Source organism: Labrys sp. LIt4, from assembly GCF_017813775.1.
GTDB lineage: Bacteria > Pseudomonadota > Alphaproteobacteria > Rhizobiales > Labraceae > Labrys > Labrys okinawensis_A.
Window position 1 is genome coordinate 93290 of sequence record NZ_JAGIPY010000016.1, and the last position, 23279, is coordinate 116568.

Sequence of the window (23279 nt, forward strand, 5' to 3'; positions counted from 1 at the left end):
AGGATGACGGCGAGGCTAAAGCGGTTTCCAGAGACGCTGATAGGCTTTTCGATTAGGAAATCGCTGTTTTCTCTCTACGCCTGTGCGGCCGGCAGGCGGGCGACGAAACGGGCGCCGAGCACCTTGTCGCCGTCCTTGCGGTTCTCGACCCAGAGCTTGCCGCCATGGGCCTCGATGATCTGTTTGGAGATGGAGAGGCCGAGGCCGGAATTCTGGCCGAAGCCCTGTTCCTCGGGACGGTCGGTGTAGAAGCGCTCGAAAATCCGCTCGATGGCATGGTCCGGTACGCCCGGCCCGTCGTCCTCGACCGCGATCTCGACGTCATTCTTGTTCCGCCGCAACTCCACCCGTACCTCGCCGTTTCGGGGCGAGAAGGAGCGGGCATTGTCAACGAGATTGTTGATGACCTGACCGAGCCTGGAATCATGGCCGTTGATGAAGAGCGCCGTCGGTGGAAGGCCCGTCGGCATGGACAGGCGGACCTTGACGCCGTCCTCGCGCTCGACGCTGTTGAACACGCCGGTGAGGGCGGTCAGGAGCTTGACGAGGTCGACGGGCTCGGCGCCGGAGCGCAGCAGTTCGGCATCCAGACGCGAGGCGTCGGAAATGTCCGAGATCAGGCGATCGAGGCGGCGGACATCATGCTGGATCACCTCGAGCAGCCGGTTGCGCGAGGTGTCGTTGCGGGCGAGCGGCAGGGTCTCGACGGCCGAGCGCAGCGAGGTCAGCGGGTTCTTGAGTTCATGGGCAACGTCCGCCGCGAAGCTCTCGATCGCCTCGATGCGCTTGAACAGGGCATTGGTCATGTCGCGCAGGGCGCCGGAGAGATGGCCGATCTCGTCGGAGCGCTCGGTGAAATCGGGGATTTCCTGGCGTGATTTCACGCCATAGCGCACGCGCTCGGCCGCTCGGGCCAGCTGGCGGATCGGCCCGGCGATGGTGCTCGCCAGCAGGATCGACAGGATCACCATCACCACGGCGGCAACCGCGAAGACCCGGAGGATGGCGAGGCGTTCGGCCGTGACGATCTCGTCGATCTCGCCGGGACGGGTGGAGAGCAGCAGCACGCCCAGCACAGATTTGAAGCGCTGGATCGGCACGGCCACCGAGACGATCGATTCGTTCTGCTCGTTGATGCTCACCTGGGTGGAGGGTGCGCCGTTCAGCGCCGTTATCACCTCCGGATAACCCTTGCCGTTCTGGTTGCCGAGTTCCTTGTAGAGCGGCGCATCGGAGCGGAAGAGATAGCGCTTGACCGTATTCCAGACTCTCTCGGCCAGATTGGGTTCTGGTTTGGGCTGCGGCAGGTCGGTGCGGACGATGTCGGAATAGATGAACAGGGCCCTGGAATCGATCACCAGATTGCCGTCGCGATCATAGACCCGGGCGCGCAATTTGGTCGGCGAGATCAGGCGCCGCATCAGCGGCGCGACCTTCTCGGGATTGATCGGAAAGTCGAGCGAGCTTGCTTCGTCGCTATCCTCTTCGCCCGCCGCCTGCTGCTCCAGGAGCTTTTCCGGATCGATGCGAATCGACCCGGTCTCGACGGTGGCCGAGGCCGCCACCGCACTCGCCATGATCTCGCCCTGGGTGAGCAGGGCCTGCACGCGCGCGTCGATCAGGCCTTCGCGGAACTGGTTGAGATAGAAGATGCCGACGACCAGGGCGACCAGACCCGCCAAGTTCAGCACGACGATGCGCCGCGTCAGGCTCGAGAAGGTCTGCACGGTGATGGCGCGCAGGGCCAGCCGCAAACGCCGCCGGATGATCGACCTCGACTTCGGGTGCTCGGATTGGGACGCGCGCTCGGGGCTCATCGGGGCTGGTACGAAATTCTATCGAGAGGAGCGCGAGAGCCTGCTTCACGACATGAAGAAGGCATCATTTGACGGAGCGGCCTTCCCCGCCGTGCGGGGAAGGCCCTCAGAACTGGCCGGAAGGAAACCCTCACGCTTCCTTGAAGCGATAGCCGACGCCGTAGAGCGTTTCGATCATCTCGAAATCGTCATCGGCCTGCTTGAACTTCTTGCGCAGGCGCTTGATGTGGCTGTCGATGGTGCGATCGTCGACATAGACCTGGTCGTCATAGGCCGCATCCATCAGGGCGTTGCGGCTCTTGACCACGCCCGGGCGCTGGGCGAGCGCATGCAGGATGAGGAACTCGGTGACGGTGAGCACCACGGCCTCGCCCTTCCAGGTGCAGGTGTGGCGTTCGGGATCCATGCGCAGCTGGCCGCGTTCCAGGATCTTGGCATCCGAAGCCTTGGCGGCGGCGGCATCCTTGGGCTGGAAACGGCGCAGCACCGCCTTCACGCGCTCCACCAGCAGGCGCTGCGAGAAGGGTTTGCGGATGAAGTCGTCGGCGCCCATCTTCAGGCCGAACAACTCGTCGATCTCCTCGTCCTTGGAGGTGAGGAAGATCACCGGCAGTTCGGACTTCTGGCGAAGGCGGCGCAGCAGCTCCATGCCGTCCATGCGGGGCATCTTGATGTCGAAGATGGCGAGATCCGGCGGATTGGCCTTCAGACCGTCGAGAGCCGACATGCCATCATTATAGGTCTGGATGCGATAGCCTTCCGCCTCCAGCGCGATGGAAACCGAGGTCAGAATGTTGCGGTCGTCGTCGACCAGCGCAATCGTCGGCATTGCAATCCTTTCATGACGCGGTGTAACCGCTAAAGGCTATTATGATGCTTTGCGCGGCAAATCACCATACTTGCCATCGCATTCTACGCCTAAACCGGCAGAAGTGTGACAATTATCGGTTCAAAACGGTACTTCTTGTTGCCAGTTGGCGGTAAACCGGCATTTTTGCACGATCCGGAAGCGTTTTGCGATTTGGCGGAACCGCCAGGCATCGCAAAGACGCGTCGAACCAAAGAGTTGAGAGCAAGCGAGTCTTCCGCGCCATGTCTTCGAGCGATACCACGCGTCTGCCCGGCCAGCCGGTTCCGGCGAACCAGCCTGCCGATTTCGAGCCCGTGAAGGAGGGCAAGGTCCTGCTCAGGCGCATCCGCGCCGGGGCTCTGGCGACGCTTGATTCGACCGATGGCTTTCCCTTTGCCAGCCTCGTCAACATCGCCACCGACTTTGACGGCGCCCCGCTCCTGCTGCTTTCCCGGCTGGCGGCCCATCGGACCAATATCGAGAAAGACGCCCGCATTTCCCTGCTGCTGAGCGAAGGCGGCAAGGGCGATCCGCTCGCCCATGCGCGCCTGACGGTGAAAGGCATGGCCGAGATGATGGAAGAGGAAGAGGCCGCGGCTCGCTGCAAGGCACGCTTTCTCGCGCGCCATCCCAAATCAGCGCTCTATGCCGATTTTCCCGATTTCAGCTTCTTTCGCGTGAGGGTGAGGGCGGGCCACCTCAATGGCGGCTTTGCGCGTGCTGCCCAACTGTCGGCGGATGAACTCCTCACCGATATCGGCGATGCCGCGGCCTTGCGCGACGCGGAGGCCGGGGCGATCGAACATATGAACGCCGATCATGCCGATGCCGTCAGGCTTTATGCCACCAGGCTCCTCGGTGGTCGTGACGGCCCCTGGCGCATCACCGGTATCGATCCGGAGGGCCTGGATCTCGCCTTTGCCGACGATACGCTGCGCCTCGCCTTCGACAAGCCGGTCCTGGATGCCACCGCCCTGCGGCTGACGCTGGTGCACCTGGCCGAGAAGGCGCGGGGCTGAGGGGTATTCCGGCCAAGACGGATAAAGCGCAACAAACCTTCTCTCGCTATAGCGTTTTGCGATTAGACGGAGCCACCAAGAATCGCAAAGACGCGTCAAAACAATGAGCTAGAGCAAATAAGCGTTCACGCTTGAACGCGCTTTGCTCTAGGGGAGAAGGTTAGTCGCGTCTCCTCACCCCTTGATGAAGGCGAGCAGGTCGGCGTTGAACTGATCCTGCTGAGTCAGGGTCAGGCCGTGAGAGCCGCCCGGATAGACCTTGAGCGTTGCGTTGGGGATCAGCTTGACCGACTGATGGGCGGAGGCGCCGATCGGCACGATCTGGTCGTCGTCGCCATGGATGATCAGGGTCGGCACGTCGATCTTCTTCAGGTCCTCGGTGAAGTCGGTTTCCGAGAATTGCTTGATGCAGTCGAGCTGGCCCTTGAGGCCGCCCAGCATGCCTTGCAGCCAGAAGGATTCGCGCGTGCCTTCGGAAACCTGGGCGCCCGGACGGTTGTAGCCGTAGAAGGGCAGGGTCAGGTCCTTGTAGAATTGCGAGCGGTTGTCGAAGGTGCCCTTGCGGATGCCGTCGAAGACCTCGATGGGCAGGCCGCCTGGATTGGCGTCGGTCTTCAGCATCAAGGGCGGCACGGCGCCGACCAGCACGGCCTTGGCGACATGCTTGGTGCCGTGGCGGCCGAGATAGCGGGTGACTTCACCGCCGCCGGTGGAATGACCGACGAGAACCGCATCGTGGAGATTCAATTCCTCGATCAGTTCGGCGAGGTCATCCGCATACTGGTCCATATGGTTGCCGTCCCAGGTCTGGGTCGACCGGCCATGGCTGCGGCGGTCATGGGCGATCACCCGGTAGCCATGCTGTCCCAGGAACACCATCTGGGCGTCCCAGGCATCGGCGCTCAAGGGCCAGCCATGTGAAAACACCACGGGCTGCCCGCTGCCGAAATCGCGATAGAAGATCTGGGTGCCATCTTCGGTTGTGATCGTGCTCATCGTTTGTCTCCTGTCGGGTTGCAGTACCGGCCGCCTTGGTGGCGTCGCCTTGTGCAACATTGAATAACGCGCGGCAGACGTGATACGGATTGGCGAAACTGACATTGTTCGAGGCAAAATTGACAAATGGAGATCGGTAATACCTTACCAGAAATCGGCTTGCTGCTGTATCCGGGCGTGCGCACGGCCGCCGTTTACGGCATGGTCGATCTCTTCGATGCCGCCAACGACATTGCGCGTCGCCGGGCCGGCGATGCCGACATCGGCATTCGTGTCTCCCAGTGGAAGATCGCCGCGGGCGGCGGCATCGAATGCGTGGCGGACAGCCATGCTTCGAGGCCCCACAAGCCTGTGGCGATCGTCGCCTTGCCGGGGCTCGGCGATCTGCCGTCCCATGCCGTCTCCGCTCCTTTCGCGGCCTGGCTGCGCCAGCGCCACGACGAGGGTGCCATCCTGTGCTCGGTGTGCGCCGGCGCCTTCCTGCTCGCGGAGACCGGCCTGCTGGCCGGGCGGCTGGTCACGACGCATTGGAGCTTTGCCCAGGCTCTTTCCCGGCGCTTTCCCGACATCCTGATCGATACCGACAAGATGATCGTGGACGATGGCGACATCATCACGGCCGGCGGCATCATGGCCTGGACGGATCTCGGTTTGACTCTGGTGGAGCGGGTACTCGGGCCGGAAGTGATGCTGGAGACGGCGCGCTTCCTGCTGGTCGATCCGCCGGGGAGGGAACAGCGCTATTATTCGAGCTTCGTGCCCAATCTGCGCCATGGCGATGAAGCCGTGCTCAAGGTTCAGCGCTGGCTCCAGGAACAGGAGGAAGGCGAGGCGGACATGCGCCCGGTTTCCCTGGCGGCGATGGCTGACAGGGCCGGCCTCGAAGAGCGCACCTTCCTGCGCCGCTTCCACAAGGCGACGGGCCTGAAGCCGACCGAATATTTCCAGCATGTCCGCGTCAGCAAGGCCCGCTCACTGCTCGAAACCACCAATCGCAATGTCGACCAGATCGCTTGGTCGGTCGGCTATGAGGATCCGGCCGCCTTCCGCAAGGTGTTCGCCAAGCTGATGGGGTTGTCTCCGCGCGATTATCGGCGCCGGTTCGCCGCCGGGCCGGCGATCGGGGCAGCGGCCTAACACCATCGTCGTGATGGGGCGGAGACCCTGGATTTGCGTCATTGCGAGCGCCGCGAAGCAATCCAGAAGTCACGAGCGGTGCACTTGACCGAGAGCGGATTGCTTCCCGGCGCTCGCAATGACGCGTCCGATCAAAAAGTTAGAGCAAAGTGCGTTTCCGTCTAAACGCGCTTCGCACTAGCCTGCAACGGCAGCGGCTTCCGGTTCGCGCCTGTCGGAGCGTTCCAGGGCCCAGGACACCAGGAAGACCAGCAGGCCGGCCACGGCCAGGAGGGCGCCGACCCAGCCGGTCGACGCCCAGCCGAAGCCGGCGGCGACGGCAACGCCGCCGAGCCAGGCGCCGAGGGCATTGGCGATGTTGAAGGCCGAATGGTTGAGCGCGGCCGCGAGCGTCTGGGCATCGCCGGCCACGTCCATCAGGCGGGTCTGGATCGCCGGGCAGATGGCGAAGTTGCAGCCAATCAGGAAGACGCAGAGCGAGATCATCCAGGGATTGGATGCGGTGAGGCCGTAGAGCGCCATCACCACGATCACCCAGACCAGCATGCCGCCGATGGTCGCCATCAGGGCGCGATCCGCCAGCCAGGAGCCGGCGATGTTGCCGACATTCATGCCGATGCCGAACAGCACCAGCGCCACCGGCACGAAAGCTGGCGAGAAACCGCTGAGCTGGGTAAGGGTGGAGGCGACATAGGTGTACACAGCGAACATGCCGCCGAGGCCGATGGCCGGAATCGCCAGGGTCAGCCAGACCTGCTTGCGCTTGAGGGCGCCGAGTTCGCGCAGCGGGCTGGCGCCCGGCTGGACCTTGTCGAGCGGCATGAAGGCCAGGATCAGCATGGCGGTAAGAGCGCCGATGGCGCCGACGGTTGCGAAGGCGAGGCGCCAACCCAGGGCCTGGCCGAGCCAGGTGGCGAGGGGGGAGCCGACCAGTGTCGCCAGGGTAATTCCCATCATCACGCGCCCGACGGCCTGGGCGCGCCGATTGGGCTCGGCCATGCCGGCGGCGACCAGGAAGGAGACGCCGAAATAGGCGCCATGCGGCAGGCCCGCCAGGAAGCGGAAGCCGATCAGTTGGTAATAGCCGCTCGCCAGGGCGCTGGCGGCATTGGCGGCGGCGAACACCACCATCAGCCACAGCAGCAAGGTACGGCGCGCCATCCGGGCCGAGAGCACGGCGATCACCGGCGCGCCGACGACCACCCCGAGCGCATAGGCGCTGATCATGTGGCCCGCCTGCGGCTCGGTGACCAGAAGCCCGTTGGCGACGTTCGGCAGGATGCCCATCGAGGCGAATTCGCCGGCGCCCACGCCGAACGCGCCGACGGCGAGGGCGAATTCGATCCAGGCGGTGCGATGGCGCTGGGAGGGGCTGCCGGCGTTGAGGTCGGCGAGGGAGGCGGTGGCCGGATGGGTCACGGGAAGGCTTTCAGGGCAAGGAAGGCGAAACAAACGAAATGAGGAAGCCGACGGCGCGGAACCGCAGGCTGGCAATGGCGTGAATCGGCGATTTGGGAACGATCTATTGCATCGCAATATCGCTGGCGACGGCGTGAATGTAAATCGGTTTACGTCTGCATTTCGGCATGGCTCGGGCATGAGCTATGCCTGAAGACGGACGTCTCGCTCGCTCTTGGAAATGCGGCGGTTCGGAGGGGCGGCGTTTGGCTGCAAGCGCCTCTATCCTGAGTTCCCTGCGAGAGTGGCAAAGCGCGTCGGCTCCAAGGCCGAGCAAGGCTGCCCGCGACCCTGATGCGGCTAATAGGGCTTGGCTGCCACATAGCCATAATAGTTCATCAGGAAGTCCCCCAGCGTGAGCGTTCCACTCAAGGGTACCTCGCGATAACCGTTGCCCCAGGTGTAGATGTGGAACTTGACCTCGCCATTCTCCAGCTTCATCTCGGATTGCAGCACGACCCAATGATCGTCGCGGATATCGGAGCTCTGGGTCTGATGGCCGTCGACCATGTTGGAGCCGATGAGCAGGACGACATGGTAGCCCGCCGCGAGCAGCCGGTTTGCCTCCTTCATGTTGTCGGTGTCGCGCTGGTGGCGGAAGAAGTTCGCATCCTCCCGCACATCCGTGTAGCCGGCCTGGCCGAACCAGTAGGCCAGTTCCATCGGCGTCGTCATGCCCGAGAACCCGCCACCGGTCGAATCGTAGTGGATGGCCCAGTCGTTGGAATTACGGATGCTGGCCAGCGTCAGCCAGTCGACCGGCGCAATATCGGAGGATGAGGGAGCAGCATGGCGCAGATCGGCTTTCGGCTTGATCGGAAGTCTGTAGAGCACGCCCTCGCCCTTGTCGTACATGTCGCAAGCGAAGGCGGCATAGGTTCCCGGGCGGTCGCGCAGGACATTGAAGACCAGCGCAGCCGGCCCGCACAGATTCGTCTGGTTCTGGTCGAGCGTCCCCGGGTAGGCGACGCGGATGATGATGCCGATGCCGACTTCGTCCCGGTCGAGGTTCGGCCATTGGCCGCGGCCGAGTTTGCGCATGAAGTCGCAGGCGCGGCCGACGGCATAGCTGCGCTGGACCGAGGAAACGTCGAACGGCCATTTTGCGATCATCGTGCCGGCCTGGTCGACGAAGCGCTCCAGCATCGTTTTCGATCGCGGCATGATGGTGTTGGATTTCTCGCTGATCATCTTCAAATCGGCGAGTTCGCTCTGCGTCACCCGACCATCCTGCAGGGTCGCGCGGAGAATCTCGACGACCTCGACATGGTTGAGATGGTGATCATTCGCCAGGGCCTCGCGCAGCGCCTTGGACACCGATTTGCTCTGGAACACGCCCCACGGCCCGGCGGGAGCAGCAGCCGGTGTCGGCGAGGGACGCGCCGCCAGTTCCTCCAGCTTGGCGATGGCCGCGCCGGTAGGTTCGATGAAGCCCGTCTGGTGCGCGGGAAAATATTTCTTCTGGAACGTCAGGATGGCGCTGCACAGCGCATCGCTGGCAATGCCGCCGACGACACGGCCTGTAATGCCGGCCTCCGCTCCTCCGTCATTCCTGGGAATGAGGTTGAGGAGGGCGATGACGATCTGTTGGTCTTCGGCCCAGTTCTGACACTGGGCGCCGGTCGAAGCGTGGCGGCCGACGCGCGCACGAAGGGGCATGGCGATCCTCCTTCTCGCGATTGGCACTGTCTTCTCGCGATCGGTACTGTCCCGGATGGACTGACCTTATTGACGCCTGGCGTTTTGAGTATCCACTTTATAGGGGAGGCGCGTGACCTGCCCGTTATCGGCCCGTGTCCGTGCTTCCCTTCTCGTCCGGCAGCACGGCAATGGCGTCGATCTCCACCAGCACGTCGGGCAGGAACAGCGAGGCGACGCCGACGAGGGAACTGGCCGGCGGCCGCTCTGTGCCGATCCAGCGATCGCGCACCGCCCGGATCACCGGCAGCTGGCTGGGCTCGTAGTCCCGCACATAGATGGTCACCCGGGCCAAGGCGCTGAAATCGGCACCGGCCGCCTGAAGAGTGGCGAGGAGATTGGCGAAGACCTTGTCGAGCTGGGAGGCGAGGTCGTCGCCCACGACCTTGCCCGCTTCGTCGAACGGAACGTGGCCGGAGAGCAGCAACAGGCGGCCGTCTTCGACCAGCATGGCCTGAGAAATGCCGGGAATGGTGGAGCCGGGTGGATTGATCGGGCGTAGCATGAAGACTTCCTCCGTCAGCCGGAGCGTTTTGGCAGATGAAGATGACGCTGTCTCGACCCATGCATCTCGCCGAAAGGCGCGCAGCCTTCTCGGTCGAGAAAATGCGTCCAAACAACGGGCCGGTTCACACCGTCCTGTCGAATTCCGTCAGCGCCCGCCGGGCCAGGCGATAGAGCTGCGCCGGGCGCTTGCGTTCGGCGGTGGCCGTCGCCTTGGCGTCGACTTCCTCGAGAATCTGCATCTCCATCAGCTTGCGGCGGAAGGCGCTGTCATTGAGTTGAGCGCCCATGGCCTTCTCGTAGACGGCCTTGAGTTCGGGCAGGGTGAACTGCTCGCCGAGCAGGAAGGCCGGCAGAGTGGAATAGCTCGCTTTCGAGCGCAGCCGCGCCAGGGCGGCGGCGATCAGCCTGTCATGATCAAAGGGCAGGGGTGGGCAGCGGTCGGGATCTACGCGCTCGAAAGGCGGAGCGCCGGCTGCCTCGGCGGCGGCCAGGCGCTCTTCCGGTACCAAGGCGAGATAGACGATGGCGATCGACCAGCCCCGCGGATCGCGGTCCGGGCTGCCGAAGCTGCGCACCTGTTCGAGATAAAGGCCGTCGAGCCTTGCCTTGGCGGCGAGGATGCGCCGCGCCGAGGCTTCGATATCGGCATCCTCCTCCGGCCTGACATAACCGCCGATCAAGGCGAGCGCGCCGGCATGGGGATCACATTCGCGCCGTTGCAGGCAGAGCCGCAGGCCATCCTCGTGCAAGGTGACGAGAACGATGTCGACCGTGGCGATCGGGCGCTGTTCAGGCCCGGCAGGGGGGGCGGAGGGCATTTCGGCATCCATTCGCTGAAGTGTGGAGCAACGGCAGGGTCCATGGGCGCTCCTCGCCTGCGCTGCCATTCCACCCGATCGCCATAACACAGCCGAAAGCCGGGGCAAGAGCAAGACGCAAAATGCAATTTGTGATTTCATGGAGTGGCAAACACGCTTCCACGGATACGTTCCCCTCATTGCGTGTTCGCTCGGGAACTGACCGGCGCTGCGATCCGCCGTGGAATGGCGTCCAATCCGGAGCGGAGGGAGATATGCGTTCATTCCTGTCGTCAGCCTTGCTGGTCGTCCTCGTCGCGGGCTGCGCCGAACATCGCCCCGAGGTCGTCAGCAAGCCCTACATCCCCCATGTGCCGAGAATCCCCGGCAATTACGAAGCCGCCGCCCGCTTGCCGGTACCGCCCCGGCCGGAACCGCAGCAACCGTCCTCTTCCGGCAATTTCCTCGAAGAGATGGACCGGTCGGACAGGGTCTATTGTTCCACCATGGTCACGCCCACCCATAGTTCCTATCGCTGGTGCAACAAGCATAGCTACCCGACCAAGTACGACCGATAGGCCTGTCTCGGCAGCATCTCCCGAAGCCGGGAGCTCGGATCGGACGCCTGCACGTTCGCGCGCAGAGCATCTCGCGACTGGACGGAGTCGCCAGGAAGCGCAAGGACATACGTCAGAACAACGAGTTAGAGCAAATGAGCGTTCACGCTTGAGCGCGCTTTGCTCCAGAGCTGTCGGAGGCGCTGCCGGGCCGGGGACCCGCCGGCGATGTGCGTTCCAGCACAAACGAAAAAGGCAGTCCATCAAATTACAAAATACAATTTGCACTTTGTAATTTTATGACTTAAAACGAATTCTATCGACCTCGATCACCTCAGGAGCCAGCCATGGCCACCATTCGCCGCTATCCCTTCTTCAGCCACGCCCGTGTCGAGGCTTCCTCCTTCCTCGGCGTCTACAGGCGAGGCCGCCTCGCCCGGTCGGGCAGGGGCCAGGCCGTGTGGTTCTCGCCGCAGGGCAGCACCTCGCTGGTGGAGGTGCCGGCCGATGACCGCAATCACATCGTCGCCGTCACCGGGCGCACCGCCGATTTCCAGACGGTGAGCGTGCAGGGACTGGCAAGCTGGCGCGCCCAGGAGCCCGCCTTGCTGGCCGAACGCATCGACTTCTCCGTCGACCTGCGCACCGGCTCCTATCGTGCCGATCCGGTAACCCAGGTCGAGAGCCTGATCGACGGACTGGTGAAGACGGCGGTCGAGCGCTTTCTCTCCGCCCGCAGCATAGGCGCCGTGCTGGCCGAAGGCGTCGGCGCCCTGCTGTCCGAAGTGGAGCGGGATCTCGCCGCCACCGGATCGCTGGCGGCCATCGGCGTTGCCCTCACCGGCATTCACCTGTCCGACCTCACGCCCTCGCCGGAACTGGTGCGGGCCCTGCGCCAGCCGACGGCCGAGAAGCTGCAGCAGGCCGCCGACGAGGCGACCTTCGCCCGCCGGGCCGCCGTGGTCGAGAAGGAAGCGGCGATCGCCGAGAATGAAACCAAGGCGAAGATCCGGCTGGAGGAGGAGCGGGGCCGGCTCTTCGAGCGCGAGCGCGAGAATGAGCTCGCCCAGGCGCGCACGGCCGCAGACAAGAACCTGGTGGCGGCCGAAGGCGAGGCCACGGCCCGTGAGTTGACGGCCCGCAGCCAGGCCGTCACGCGCGGCGTCGCCTCGGAGGCGGAAGCCGAGGCGATCCGACGGCTGGACGAGGCCAGGCTCGCCGGCGAGCGCGTCCGCGCCGAGATCGCCAACACCCTGCCGGTGCTGATCCCGGTGGCGGAGGCCCTAAAGGAAGCCTTCGCCAACGCCAAGGTCGGCACGCTCAATCTCGGCCCCGACGTGCTGGCCCAGCTCGGCACCGTGCTCGGCGCAGCCCTGGCCAAGGGCGAGAAGCAGGTGGGGTAATGCCGCACCAGGAGCGTCGACCTTCAGGTCGACATCGTCGCCCTGCCGGCAAGCGCCTCGTTTTCAAGATGTCGATCTATAGCGTTTTGCGATTAGACGGAGTCACCTAGAATCGCAAAGACGCGTCAGAACAATGAGTTAGAGCAAATAAGCGTTCACGCTTGAACGCGCTTTGCTCTAGAGATCGACACTCCACTTAGGAGCCCGCCATGTCCCTTCTCGCTCCCCGCGTCATCCTGGTCCGGCGCGAGACCGATCTCGATCGCATCCGGGCAAGCTACACCAGCGCCGCCGCGGCGCGCTTCGTGCTGGAGCGCAAGGGCCTGACGCTGGAGGCGGTGGAGGACACACACCGGCGTTTCACCGCGGCGCTGCAGCGCATACGGACCGCCATCCCGGCGGACTGGCGCCAGGCTACCATTCTGCGGGCCGATGTCGAACGCTTCGTCTTCGGCCCTGAGGATGTCGTGCTGGCGGTCGGCCAGGACGGGCTGGTCGCCAATGTCGCCAAATATCTCGATGGCCAGGTCGTCATCGGCATCGATCCGTTTCCGAGACTGAACGCCGGCGCCCTGGTGCGGTTCAGGGTGGAGGATGCCGGTGACGCCTTGCGGGACGCCGTGAAGGGCGGCATCCGTATCGAGGAGCGGGTGATGGCGGAGGCGCGCCTCGATCAGGGCGAGCGCCTGCTGGCCCTCAACGAGATCTTCGTCGGCCATGCCAGCCACCAGTCGGCGCGCTACACGCTTTCATCGGGAGGGCAGAGTGAGCGCCAGTCCTCCTCGGGCCTGATCGTCGCCACTGGGACCGGTGCGACCGGCTGGGCCGCCTCGATCCTCAAGGCCACCCATGCCAGCCTGGACCTTTCGCCGGTGCAGCCGCGCCTCGGCTTCCTGGTGCGCGAGGCCTGGCCGAGCCCCACCACCGGCGCTGAACTGGTACGGGGGCTGGTGGAGGAGACGCCTGTCGTCGTGACCTCCGAAATGGACGGCGGCACCATTTTCGCCGACGGCATCGAAAGCGACCGCCTCGCCTTCGACTGGGGCCGCCGTGTGGAGATCGCGCCGTCGGCAAGACGGCTGAGGCTGGCCGTGCCGTGAGGAGGCGACAGGTGTGCCGATCTCCAGATCGGCATCTGCCAGATTGACAAATGTCGTGTTTCGAGAATGCCGATCTGGAGATCGGCACACCTATCCGGCGCCATACCGGCAGGACGGACATTCGCAATCTGCCGCCCTTGGGTTCTGCCGCCCTTGGGGCAAGACGTCGCGGGGGTTACGCCGGATCGCGCGCCATGGTATCGGCTTGCGCCTGTCATTTGGTGTCGGCCGCCGAGCTTCGGCGGGCCTCGATGCGTCTCCTCCAGGAAATCCGATATCCCGGGGGCCAGTTCTTAGGAGTGTACCGTGCGCTTTGCTTCCGTGACCGATCGTTTGGCCGATTTGGGTGCGGCGAAATGGGCCGTGCATTTCGAGTCGCGCCGCCGTGTCGCCGCCGGCGAGCCGATCATCGAGCTCACCATCGGAGAGCCCGATACCCCGGCGCCGCAGGCGCTGATCGATGCCGCCATCGCCAGCCTTCAGGCACGCCGCATCCGCTATTCCGGCGGGCGCGGCGAGCCATCGGTGCTTCAGGCGATCGCTGCCAAATATTCCAAGCGCACCGGCCGCAGCATCACCACCGACAACACCGCCTATATGCCCGGCACCCAGACCGCCCTCTACGCCGCCCTCGCCGCCCTGGCCGAGGCGGGTAACGAGGTCCTGGTCGGCGATCCGCTCTATGCCACCTATGAAGGCGTGATCCGCGCCAGCGGGGCCGACATCGTGCTGGTGCCGCTCGACCCGGCCAATGGCTTCCATCTGCGCGCCGAAGACCTGGAAGCCCGCATCACGCCGCGTTCGCGCGTCCTGCTGCTCAACTCCCCGCATAACCCGACCGGAGCCACGCTGTCGCGCGACGAGATCGCCGCCATCGTCGACGTCTGTCGCCGCCACGATCTGTGGATCGTCTCGGACGAGGTCTATGAGATGCTGTCCTATGGCGCGCCCTTCGCCTCGCCCTTCGACCTGGCCGAGGGGGCCGAGCGCACCGTGGTGGTGTCTTCGCTCTCCAAGTCGCACATGCTGCCGGGCATGCGCGCCGGCTGGTGCGTCGGCCCCACGGAATTCATCGAGCGCCTGCTGCCGCTGTCGGAGATGATGCTGTTCGGCGGCCAGCCCTTCATCCAGGACATGGCGGCCTATGCCCTGAGCGAAACCTTTGCCGAATGTGCCGCGAGCGCCGAGAGCTTCCGCGTGCGGGCCGAGATCCTGCCCGAGATGCTCGCCAATGCGCCGGGCTTGCGTTGCCCGAAGCCCGAAGGCGGCATGTTCGCCATGGTGGACGTCTCCGGCACAGGCATCGACGGAGAGGCCTTTGCCTGGCGTCTGCTCGAAGAGGAGAAGGTGGCCGTCATGCCCGGCGCTTCCTTCGGTCAGCAGGCGGCGGGGCACGTGCGCGTCGCCCTCAGCGCCGATGCTTCGCAACTGCGCGAGGCCGCCAGCCGCATGGTTCGTCTGGCGATCCGGCTGAACCAGGGCAAGGCGGCCTGAAGCAGGATTTTCCTTCTCCCCCTGTGGGAGAAGGTGTCCCGAAGGGACGGATAAGGGGTGACATGCCAACTGGATATGGCGTGTCACCCCTCATCCCCCTGCCGGGACCTTCTCCCGCAAGGGGAGAAGGGACTATTTTCGGCAAGACTATGCCAATCCGATAACAAACCACATTCCCGGGGAAACCATGGCCGATCATCCTCATCTCGGCACGCTCATTCCGCAATTGCTGGTCGAACGCGGCATCGACACGGTGTTCGGCATTCCCGGCGTGCATACGGTCGAGCTCTATCGCGGCATTCCGGGTTCAGGGCTCACCCATGTCACGCCGCGCCATGAGCAGGGCGCCGGCTTCATGGCGGACGGCTATGCCCGTGCGACCGGCAAGCCTGCCGCCTGCTTCATCGTCACCGGCCCGGGCCTTCTCAACATCGCCACCGCCATGGGACAGGCCCTGGCCGACAGCATCCCGATGCTGGTGATCACCACGCTCAATCCGCGGCAGACCCTCGGCCGCGGCGAGGGGCGCCTCCACGAGTTGCGTGGACAGTCCGTCGTCGGCCGCGAAGTATCCGCCCTCGCCCTGACGATCTGGACCGTCGACCAGCTCGTTCCCGCCTTCGACGAGGCCTTCGCCTTCCTGTCCTCCTCGCGCCCCGGCCCGGTGCTGATCGAGATCCCGATCGATCTTTTGTCCGAGCCCTTTCCGGGGCCCGTCACCACCATGCGCAAGCCAGCCGGGCCGCCGATGCCGCGCGCCGACGACGTCGAAGCGGCCGCCACCCTGATCGCCAAGGCGAGGAAGCCGCTGGTGATCGCCGGCGGCGGCGCGGTTGCCGGCGCCGATGCCGTTCGCGAACTGATCGAGAAGCTGGGAGCCGCTACGCTGCTCACCGCCAATGCCAAGGGTATCCTCCCGGCCGCACATCCGCTGCTGGCCGGCGGCTGCATGCTCACCCCCTCGCTGCATCGGGCGATCGGCGAGGCCGATCTCGTGCTGGCGCTCGGCACCGAACTCGGCGAAACCGAATTCTGGTACGAGCTCGATGGGCTGAAGCTCAACGGCGTGGTGATCCGCGTCGACATCGATCCGCGCCAGCTGCATCGCAATGCCCGCCCAACCCTGCCGGTGGTGGGCGATGCCGGCCTCTTCGCCGCCGCCCTGGCGCCGCTGGTGAAGGCGATCGAGGGAGGTGCCGCCTATGCCCGGCAACTGCAGGCCGCGCGTCTCGACGGAGCCGATCCCCGCTATGTCCGGCATCGCCCGCTGCTCGACGCGATCTGGCAGGTGCTGCCCGACGCCGTCGTCGCGGCCGATTCCACCGCGGCCAGCTATGGCGGCAACTTCATGGCCGAGCCGCCCGCCGCCCGGCGCTGGATGAGCGCGGCCACCGGCTTCGGCACGCTCGGCTACGCCCTGCCCGCCGCCGTCGGCGCCAAAGTCGGCCGTCCCAAGGTGCCGGTGGTCTGCATCATCGGCGATGGCGGCTTCCAGTTCACCTTGCCCGAGCTTGCCAGCGCGGCCGACGCCGGCGCCCCGATCATCGTGCTGCTCTGGAACGACCAGCGCTACGGCGAGATCGAGGAATATATGGTCCGCAATCAGATCGCCCCCCTCGGCGTGCGCCTGCAGGCGACCGATTTCAGCGCCGCCGCCAAGGCCTTCGGCGCCAAACATGTCGCGGCCCGCTCCCTCGGCGAGGTCAAGGAGTCCCTGCTCGCGGCCGCGAGCGCGCCCGTGACTACGATCATCGAGATGGACGCGTCGCAATACGCCTGATCCATGTCGCGATCGGCATGAAGGGCGCTATGAAAAGACTAGAAATGACGCCTTCATCTGCTGGAAGTTTCGAGCGCCGTTCAATCGGCGCGGATCGAATTCCGCTCGATTATAGCGTTTTGCGATTTGGTGGAATCGCCAAGAATCGCAAAGACGCGTCGAACCAAACAGTGTGAGCAAAGCGTGTTTCCGTCTGAACGCGCTTTGCTCCAGGGGGAAACGCCGATGCAGTTCGCATTGACCGAAGAGCAGGACATGCTGGTCGAAACGGTGCGCCGTTTCGTCGAGGAGGAGCTCTATCCGCATGAAGCGCTGGTCGAGCGCACCGATGAGGTGCCCGACGACCTCGCCGCCGAGATCAGGAAGAAGGCGATGGAGCTCGGGCTCTACGCCGCCAACATGCCGGTGGAACTGGGCGGCGGCGGTCTCGATGCCGTCGGCATCGCCTTGCTGGAGCGCGAACTCGGCCGAGCCAATTACGGCCTGCAGATGGTGGTGGCCCGCCCCTCGAACATTCTCCAGGGCTGCCGGGGCGCCCAGCGCGAGCGCTGGCTGCTGCCCGCGATCCGCGGTGAGCGCATCGACTGCCTGGCCATGACCGAGCCGGGCGCCGGTTCCGATGTGCGTTCGATGAAGACCAAGGCCGTCCGCAAGGGTGACAGCTATGTCATCAACGGCCAGAAGCACTTCATCAGCCATGCCGACAAGGCCGATTTCATCATCCTGTTCGCCGTCACCGGCACGGAGGAAACCAAGCGCGGCCCGCGCAACCAGATCTCCGGCTTCCTGGTCGACAAGGACACGCCCGGCCTGACCGTCCGCCCCGGCCCGCATGCGCTGTCGCATCGCGGCTACCATAATTGCGAGCTCTATTTCGACGACTGCGTCGTCCCGGCCGACCAGCTTCTCGGCGAGGAAGGCAAGGGCTTCGACCTGATGAGCGAATGGCTGGGCGCCACCCGCCTCACCGTGGCCGCCACCTCCGTCGGCCGGGCGCGCCGGGTGATGGACGAGACCCTGGCCTGGGCCGGCCAGCGCAAGCAGTTCGGCCAGTCGATCTCGCAGTTCCAAGGCATCTCCTTCCCGCTCGCCGATCTCGCTGTCGAGCTGGAGGCGGCCGACCTCCTGACGCTCCGGGCTGCCTGGCTGCTCGACCAGGGCAAGGCGACCGACGCCGATTTCGCCATGGCCAAGCTGGCGGCCTCGGAGATGCTGGGCAAGCTGACGGATCGGGCCATCCAGACCTTCGGCGGCATGGGCCTGATGGACACCCTGCCGATCGCCGGCTGGTGGAAGGATGCGCGCGTCGAGCGCATCTGGGACGGCACCAGCGAGATCCAGCGCCTGATCATCGCCCGGCAGATGCTGCGCCCGCATGAGGGGCGCTGAGGCGATGTCCCGAAACAATTGAGGCGTCACCTTTGTCATGCCCGGGCTTGACCCGGGCATCCAGAGGCCCGTCGCCGAGGTTGGGAGGGAGGAACTGGATTGCCGGGGCAAGCCCGGCAATGACAAAGATCGAGCCAGCTCGATCCGTTTCGTGACGGATGAACTCAAAACGGCGGCGCTTGGCGGGAGCATGAGGATCGTGCAGGAAGGAACACCTCTCCCGCATGCAACTGCCAGGCCCCGGAAGATCGCCATGACCGAAATACCGACCGCCGCCGCCTATCTCGCCGATCTCACCCGGCGCATCGGGGCCCTGTTCTGGGCCAATGCCGATGCCATTGCCGCGGCGGCAGCCGCAGTGGAGCGCACGGCCAGGCAGGACGGCCTGGTCTACGTCTTCGGGACGGGCCATAGCCATATGCTGGCCGAGGAGGCGCATTATCGCGCGGGCGGCCTCGCCCTCACCGTGCCGATCCTCTCGGCGGTGACCATGCTGCATGACGGCTCGGTGGCCAGCACAGCCTTCGAGCGCATTCCGGGCATGGTCGCCCCTGTCCTGGCACGTTATCCGATCGGCCCCAGGGATGTGCTGATCATCGCCTCCAACAGCGGCGTCAACATCGCTGTCATCGAGGCGGCGGAGATCGGCAAGGCGGCCGGCGCCACGGTCGTCGCCATCACCTCGCTCGCCTATTCCAGCCAGGCGGCGCAGGGGCGGCCACGGCTCGCCGATCGCGCCGATATCGTGCTCGACAATGGTGCGCCTCCGGGCGACGCCAGTGTGGCGCTGCCGGACAGCGAGTTGCGTACGGGACCGGTCTCGACCTCGGTGGGCGCTGCCCTGCTCAATGCGGTCTTCGCCGAGGCAGCCGCACGCCTGCAGGCCGAGGGAGGCAATGCCCCGCTCTATCGCAGTGCGAACATGCCGGGGGCTGCCGAAACCAATGCGGGGCTGATCGCGCGCTATCGCCCGCGCAACCCGCATTTGTAGGGAGAGCCTGGCACATGGAAGGAACTCGCAGCGAAAGGGGGCGTCGGCCATTCGAGCGTTTGGCTCCGAAATGGCAGGGGCAGCAAGTGAACACGGTCCCTTCCGTGACAGAATTTTTACACGAAGCGGTATCAATCGCCATGAGCAGATTGACGCCGATCTCATGCTCGTCAACCTTGTAGCAACGCCTCCTCCCTAGGGTGCGAGGTTTCCCCGCCTGCTTTGTCTCCATAGGTCCTACCGCATGTCCGTCGTCGATGGCCTCCGCCGCCTGCTCAAACCCCGCCATATTGCTGTCGCGGGCGGGCGATTGGCCTCCGTGATCATCCGTGAATGCGACCGCATCGGCTATGCCGGGCCGATCTGGCCCATTCACCCCGAGAAGACCGAGATCGCCGGCCACAAGGCCTACAAGACCGTCGCCGATTTGCCTGAAGCCCCCGATGCGGTCTTCATCGCAACGCCGCGCGAGCCCACGGTCGACATCGTCGCGGCCCTCGCCGAACGGGGGGCCGGCGCGGCCGTCTGTTATGCCGCCGGTTTCGCCGAGGTCGGCGAGGAAGGCGCGGCCCTGCAGAAGAAGATGGTCGAGCTCGCCAAGGGCATGCCGATCGTCGGCCCCAACTGCTATGGCGTACTCAATCTGCTCGATGGCTGCGTGCTCTGGCCCGACACCCACGGTGCCGAACGGGTGGAGAAGGGCGTCGCCATCATCACCCAGTCCGGCAACATCGCGCTCAACATGACGATGCAGCGCCGCGCGCTGCCCATCGCCTATGTCATCGCCGTCGGCAACAAGGCGATCGGCGACCATGGCGACTATATCGAGGCGCTGCTGGCGGATGAGCGCGTCACGGCGATCGGGCTGCATGTGGAATCGATCGACGATGTCGCCTTGTTCTCCAAGGCGGCGATCAAGGCACTGGAAAAGGGCGTGCCGCTGGTGGTGCTGAAGACGGGCCGTTCGGAGATCGGTTCGGAGATCGCCATGAGCCACACCTCCTCGCTCGCCGGCGCCGACGCGCTCTACAACGCCCTGTTCGCCCGGTACGGCGTTGCCCGTGTCATCGACGTACCGGCCTTCATCGAGACGCTCAAGCTCATGCATCTTTTCGGCGGCCTGCCCGGCAAGCGCATCTCCTCGATGAGCTGCTCGGGCGGCGAGGCGGCCCTGATCGCCGACCTCGCGGCCGACCGGGATCTGGACTTCGCGCCGATCCCGCCGGAGAACGCCGCACGCCTGCAGGAACTGCTCACCGAGAAGGTGCACGTCTCCAATCCGCTCGACTATCACACTTATATCTGGGGCAATGAACCGGCCAACGAGGCGGTGTTCACCGAGATGCTGAACTCGGGTTTCGACCTCAATCTCCTGGTCCTCGACCAGCCGCGCACCGATCGCGGCCTGGTGCCGGATGGCGGCTTTGCCGCGGCCCGCGCGGCGATCACCCGTGCCGCCGTGGCTACGGGTGCGCGTGCCGCCGTGGTGTCTTCCCTGCCCGAGAACATGCAGGAGGACGACGCCAAGGCGCTGCTCGCCGATGGTGTGCTGCCGATGCAAGGCATGGGGGATGCGCTCACCGCGATCACCCACGGCGTCGATTTCACCGCGGCGCGTGCGGGCTGGGAGAAGCTCGTCCCGCTGCGCCGGGTCGCACGCATCGATGTCGGCAGGGCACGCCTGCTCACCGAGTATGAGTCCAAGCACTTGCTCGGCCGCCACGGCCTGGAGCTGCCGCCGAGCCGCATCGCCGGCACGGTCGAGGCCGCCTCGACGGCTGCCGCCCTCGGCTTTCCGGTGGCGATTAAGATCCACAGCGAGAAGATTGCCCATAAATCCGATGTCGGCGGCGTCAAGCTCGGCCTGCGCTCGCGCGCCGACGTGACCGATGCCGTCGCCTCCATGTCGCATCTGGGGGATCGCTTCCTGGTCGAGCGCATGGTGGAGGGCGCCGTCGCCGAGCTCATCGTCGGCGTGGTGCGCGATCCCCAGTTCGGCCCGACGCTCACCGTCGGAGCCGGCGGCGTATTGGTCGAGATGCTCAAGGACGCGGCCGTGATGCTCCTGCCGGTCACCGCCGAGGAGATTCGCGAAAAGCTGATGAGCCTGCGCGTGGCCCGCCTGCTGGAGGGCTTCCGCGGCAAGCCGCGCGGCGATATCCGCGGGGCCATCAAGGCCATTTTGGCCATCGCCGATTTTGCCGAGCGCCATGCCGACCGGCTGGTCGAGCTCGACGTCAATCCGCTCTTCGTACTGCCCGAAGGGCGCGGGGCCGTCGCTGCCGACGCGCTGGTGCGCATGCTGGATTGAGCCTGGTGTCGCCACCGGGATTGACCCACTGATAATATCGTCATTGCGAGCGGAGCGAAGCAGTCCAGAGCTTCTCCGCTGAAAGGCTGGATTGCTTCGCTCCGCTCGCAATGACGACAAGGATTGATTGGCGGGCGAGCACGGGCTTGCCTGTGTGGCCTGTTTCAGGAGATTGCCATGTCCGAATCCGTCAAGCTCGAGCGCCGCGGCGCCGTGCTGGAGATCACGCTGGATCGCCCCAAGGCGAATGCCATCGATCTCGCCACCTCCAAGGCGCTGCATGCCGCCTTCCGTACCCTGCAGGACGATCCCGATCTGCGGGTCGCCATCCTCACCGGCGCAGGCGAGCGCATCTTCTCGGCCGGCTGGGACCTCAAGGCTGCCGCCTCCGGCGCCGAGGAGCCGGACACCGATTTCGGGCCGGGCGGCTTTGCCGGCCTGACCGCCTTCTGGGAGCTGACCAAGCCGGTGATCGCGGCCGTCAACGGCGTCGCCATCGCCGGCGGCTGCGAGCTGGCGCTGGCGGCCGATATCATGGTGGTGGCTGACCACGCCGAGTTCGCCCTCTCGGAAGTGACGGTCGGCCTCGTCGCCGATGCCGGCGGCATCCAGCGCCTGCCGCGCCGCATCCCGCTTGCCATCGCCAGTGAATTGCTGCTCACCGGCCGCCGTTTCACGGCTCGGGAAGCCCATGGCTGGGGTCTTGCCAACCGCATCGTGCCGATGGCCGATCTGATGGCCACGGCACGGGACCTGGCTGATACCATCGCGGCCAACGCGCCGCTTTCGATCGCCGCGGTCAAGGCCATCCTCGCCGCCACGGAAGGCATGGGCGTGCGCGAGGCCTATGAGCATGTCTATGCCGGCAAGGTGCCCGAGCACCGCGCCATGCAGCTTTCCGAAGATTCGCGCGAAGGCGCCAAGGCTTTCGTCGAAAAGCGCGCGCCGGTCTGGAAGGGACGGTGATCGGGGGCTGGTCTTCAGTCCGGCCTGGAAGCGCCGCATGTGCCGGATCTGGCGGAGCTGAAGAGCCTGACCGAAATGGCACCGAGTCTCGACCATCACCGCGCTTGTCCTGTATCCGGAAGGTTATATAATAATCTTCCGGAAATTATTGAGTGCATGTCAGGCATGGAAAAGCCAGCCAAAACGCCCGATCTCATCGATAGCAAAGCGGTGAAGGAACTGGTGGCGGCACGCGCCTTGCGTGGGGCGACCGTGCTTGGGCGGCCCGGCGGCTGGGGTGTGCTGGTCCGCTATGGCGATGCCGAGCGCGCTGTGGCGGGACAGAAATCACGGCGCATGCGTCTGTGGCGCCATGCCGATAGCGCGATCGGCTTCGTGCGCAGCGAACTGGGCATGGACCGCTTCGACGTCGATGCGCAGGACTATCGCCCCGACGAAAGCGAGCGCCGGCGCCCGGACGCTTCGGAGCGCCTGAAGCGGGTGTTGTCCTATGACGAGTGGATCGGTCAAGATCTGGAACTTGCCCTGCGTCAGGCCGACGATCCGGCTACCGGGTGGGTCGATCATGATGATGCCATGGCGGAATTGGAGGGCGTACTGGCAAAAGCACGCGCTATGAAGGCTCCGCCGCGTGGCTGATGAGCCGCTGTGGAAGGTCCGATGGATGCGGCCTGCGCTTGATGGCCTTGCAGGCGTCATCGCTTACCTGGCCGACAAGAACCCGGATGCGGCTGAGAGGATCGTCCTGCGTTTGCGCCAGCGCGCCGCCAGTTTGGCGCATACGCCGGAGCAGGGCAGGCCGGGCAGACTCGCCGGGACGCGCGAACTTTCGGTCGCGGGTACTCCCTATATCCTCTTTTACCGGCTTCGGCGTGGTATCGTCGAGATCATCAGGGTTCATCATTCCCTCCAGAAATGGCCACCTGATAGCTGAGCCAGAAATCGGTAGCATCGAGCAAGAGTCGCGCTTGCCTCCTGCCGATCGAATCGGCTCTCGGTGCAAGGCAAG

The 23279-nt window shown here is 65.2% G+C and carries 20 protein-coding genes; 13 read left to right on the plus strand and 7 right to left on the minus strand.

Annotation, left to right across the window (positions count from 1 at the left end; translation table 11 throughout):
• Positions 1 to 74: 74 nt before the first annotated feature.
• Positions 75 to 1817, minus strand: a complete 1743-nt coding sequence (locus J8I29_RS24040) for a sensor histidine kinase (protein ID WP_105863460.1) — start codon at positions 1815 to 1817, stop codon at positions 75 to 77.
• A 130-nt stretch (positions 1818 to 1947) separates the two neighbouring features.
• On the minus strand, positions 1948 to 2646 hold the full coding sequence (locus J8I29_RS24045; protein WP_105863459.1) for a response regulator transcription factor: 699 nt from the start codon (positions 2644 to 2646) through the stop codon (positions 1948 to 1950).
• Positions 2647 to 2909: 263 nt separating this feature from the next.
• On the opposite strand from J8I29_RS24045, the gene J8I29_RS24050 reads away from it, so the two are divergent.
• Positions 2910 to 3686, plus strand: a complete 777-nt coding sequence (locus J8I29_RS24050; RefSeq protein ID WP_209433574.1) for a DUF2470 domain-containing protein — start codon at positions 2910 to 2912, stop codon at positions 3684 to 3686.
• Between the two features lie 174 nt (positions 3687 to 3860).
• Here the strand turns inward: J8I29_RS24050 and J8I29_RS24055 are convergent, their stop codons facing one another.
• Positions 3861 to 4682 (minus strand): alpha/beta hydrolase, encoded by an 822-nt coding sequence (locus J8I29_RS24055; protein ID WP_209433575.1) that lies wholly within the window; start codon positions 4680 to 4682, stop codon positions 3861 to 3863.
• A gap of 126 nt (positions 4683 to 4808) precedes the next feature.
• On the opposite strand from J8I29_RS24055, the gene J8I29_RS24060 reads away from it, so the two are divergent.
• The gene (locus J8I29_RS24060; RefSeq protein ID WP_209433576.1) at positions 4809 to 5819 is read left to right on the plus strand and encodes a GlxA family transcriptional regulator; all 1011 of its coding nucleotides are present in this window, start codon (positions 4809 to 4811) and stop codon (positions 5817 to 5819) included.
• Between the two features lie 177 nt (positions 5820 to 5996).
• Here the strand turns inward: J8I29_RS24060 and J8I29_RS24065 are convergent, their stop codons facing one another.
• The 4 genes from J8I29_RS24065 to J8I29_RS24080 form a co-directional block, all read right to left on the minus strand.
• Entirely contained in the window at positions 5997 to 7163 is a 1167-nt protein-coding gene (locus tag J8I29_RS24065; RefSeq protein WP_348536147.1) for an MFS transporter, read from the minus strand.
• Between the two features lie 414 nt (positions 7164 to 7577).
• Positions 7578 to 8936, minus strand: a complete 1359-nt coding sequence (locus J8I29_RS24070) for a hypothetical protein (RefSeq protein ID WP_209433578.1) — start codon at positions 8934 to 8936, stop codon at positions 7578 to 7580.
• Between the two features lie 124 nt (positions 8937 to 9060).
• A complete protein-coding gene (locus J8I29_RS24075) occupies positions 9061 to 9480 on the minus strand; it encodes a RidA family protein (protein WP_105863453.1) in 420 nt (139 codons plus the stop codon).
• Between the two features lie 124 nt (positions 9481 to 9604).
• Entirely contained in the window at positions 9605 to 10300 is a 696-nt protein-coding gene (locus tag J8I29_RS24080) for an NUDIX hydrolase (protein ID WP_209433579.1), read from the minus strand.
• Positions 10301 to 10554: 254 nt separating this feature from the next.
• On the opposite strand from J8I29_RS24080, the gene J8I29_RS24085 reads away from it, so the two are divergent.
• From J8I29_RS24085 to J8I29_RS24135, 11 genes are all read left to right on the plus strand, one after another.
• Positions 10555 to 10857: a hypothetical protein gene (locus J8I29_RS24085; RefSeq protein ID WP_146126948.1), complete on the plus strand. Its 303-nt coding sequence runs from the start codon at positions 10555 to 10557 to the stop codon at positions 10855 to 10857.
• Between the two features lie 326 nt (positions 10858 to 11183).
• Positions 11184 to 12239, plus strand: coding sequence for an SPFH domain-containing protein (locus J8I29_RS24090; RefSeq protein WP_209433580.1), 1056 nt, complete (start codon positions 11184 to 11186; stop codon positions 12237 to 12239).
• Positions 12240 to 12448: 209 nt separating this feature from the next.
• Positions 12449 to 13339 (plus strand): NAD(+)/NADH kinase, encoded by an 891-nt coding sequence (locus J8I29_RS24095; RefSeq protein ID WP_209433581.1) that lies wholly within the window; start codon positions 12449 to 12451, stop codon positions 13337 to 13339.
• A 306-nt stretch (positions 13340 to 13645) separates the two neighbouring features.
• Positions 13646 to 14833, plus strand: coding sequence for a pyridoxal phosphate-dependent aminotransferase (locus tag J8I29_RS24100; RefSeq protein ID WP_209433582.1), 1188 nt, complete (start codon positions 13646 to 13648; stop codon positions 14831 to 14833).
• Between the two features lie 187 nt (positions 14834 to 15020).
• Positions 15021 to 16613 (plus strand): 5-guanidino-2-oxopentanoate decarboxylase, encoded by a 1593-nt coding sequence (locus tag J8I29_RS24105; RefSeq protein ID WP_209433583.1) that lies wholly within the window; start codon positions 15021 to 15023, stop codon positions 16611 to 16613.
• Positions 16614 to 16838: 225 nt separating this feature from the next.
• On the plus strand, positions 16839 to 18002 hold the full coding sequence (locus J8I29_RS24110) for an acyl-CoA dehydrogenase family protein (protein ID WP_209433584.1): 1164 nt from the start codon (positions 16839 to 16841) through the stop codon (positions 18000 to 18002).
• A 253-nt stretch (positions 18003 to 18255) separates the two neighbouring features.
• Positions 18256 to 18993, plus strand: a complete 738-nt coding sequence (locus J8I29_RS24115; protein WP_209433585.1) for an SIS domain-containing protein — start codon at positions 18256 to 18258, stop codon at positions 18991 to 18993.
• Positions 18994 to 19237: 244 nt separating this feature from the next.
• On the plus strand, positions 19238 to 21304 hold the full coding sequence (locus tag J8I29_RS24120; protein WP_105863445.1) for an acetate--CoA ligase family protein: 2067 nt from the start codon (positions 19238 to 19240) through the stop codon (positions 21302 to 21304).
• Positions 21305 to 21481: 177 nt separating this feature from the next.
• Positions 21482 to 22270, plus strand: a complete 789-nt coding sequence (locus J8I29_RS24125) for an enoyl-CoA hydratase-related protein (RefSeq protein ID WP_209433586.1) — start codon at positions 21482 to 21484, stop codon at positions 22268 to 22270.
• A 39-nt stretch (positions 22271 to 22309) separates the two neighbouring features.
• Positions 22310 to 22909 carry a hypothetical protein gene (locus tag J8I29_RS24130; RefSeq protein WP_209433587.1) on the plus strand — a complete coding sequence of 200 codons (600 nt, stop codon included), beginning with the start codon at positions 22310 to 22312 and terminating at the stop codon, positions 22907 to 22909.
• Positions 22902 to 23204 carry a type II toxin-antitoxin system RelE/ParE family toxin gene (locus J8I29_RS24135; protein ID WP_146126946.1) on the plus strand — a complete coding sequence of 101 codons (303 nt, stop codon included), beginning with the start codon at positions 22902 to 22904 and terminating at the stop codon, positions 23202 to 23204. The genes J8I29_RS24130 and J8I29_RS24135 overlap by 8 nt, the downstream gene beginning before the upstream one ends.
• The last annotated feature ends 75 nt before the right edge of the window (positions 23205 to 23279 follow it).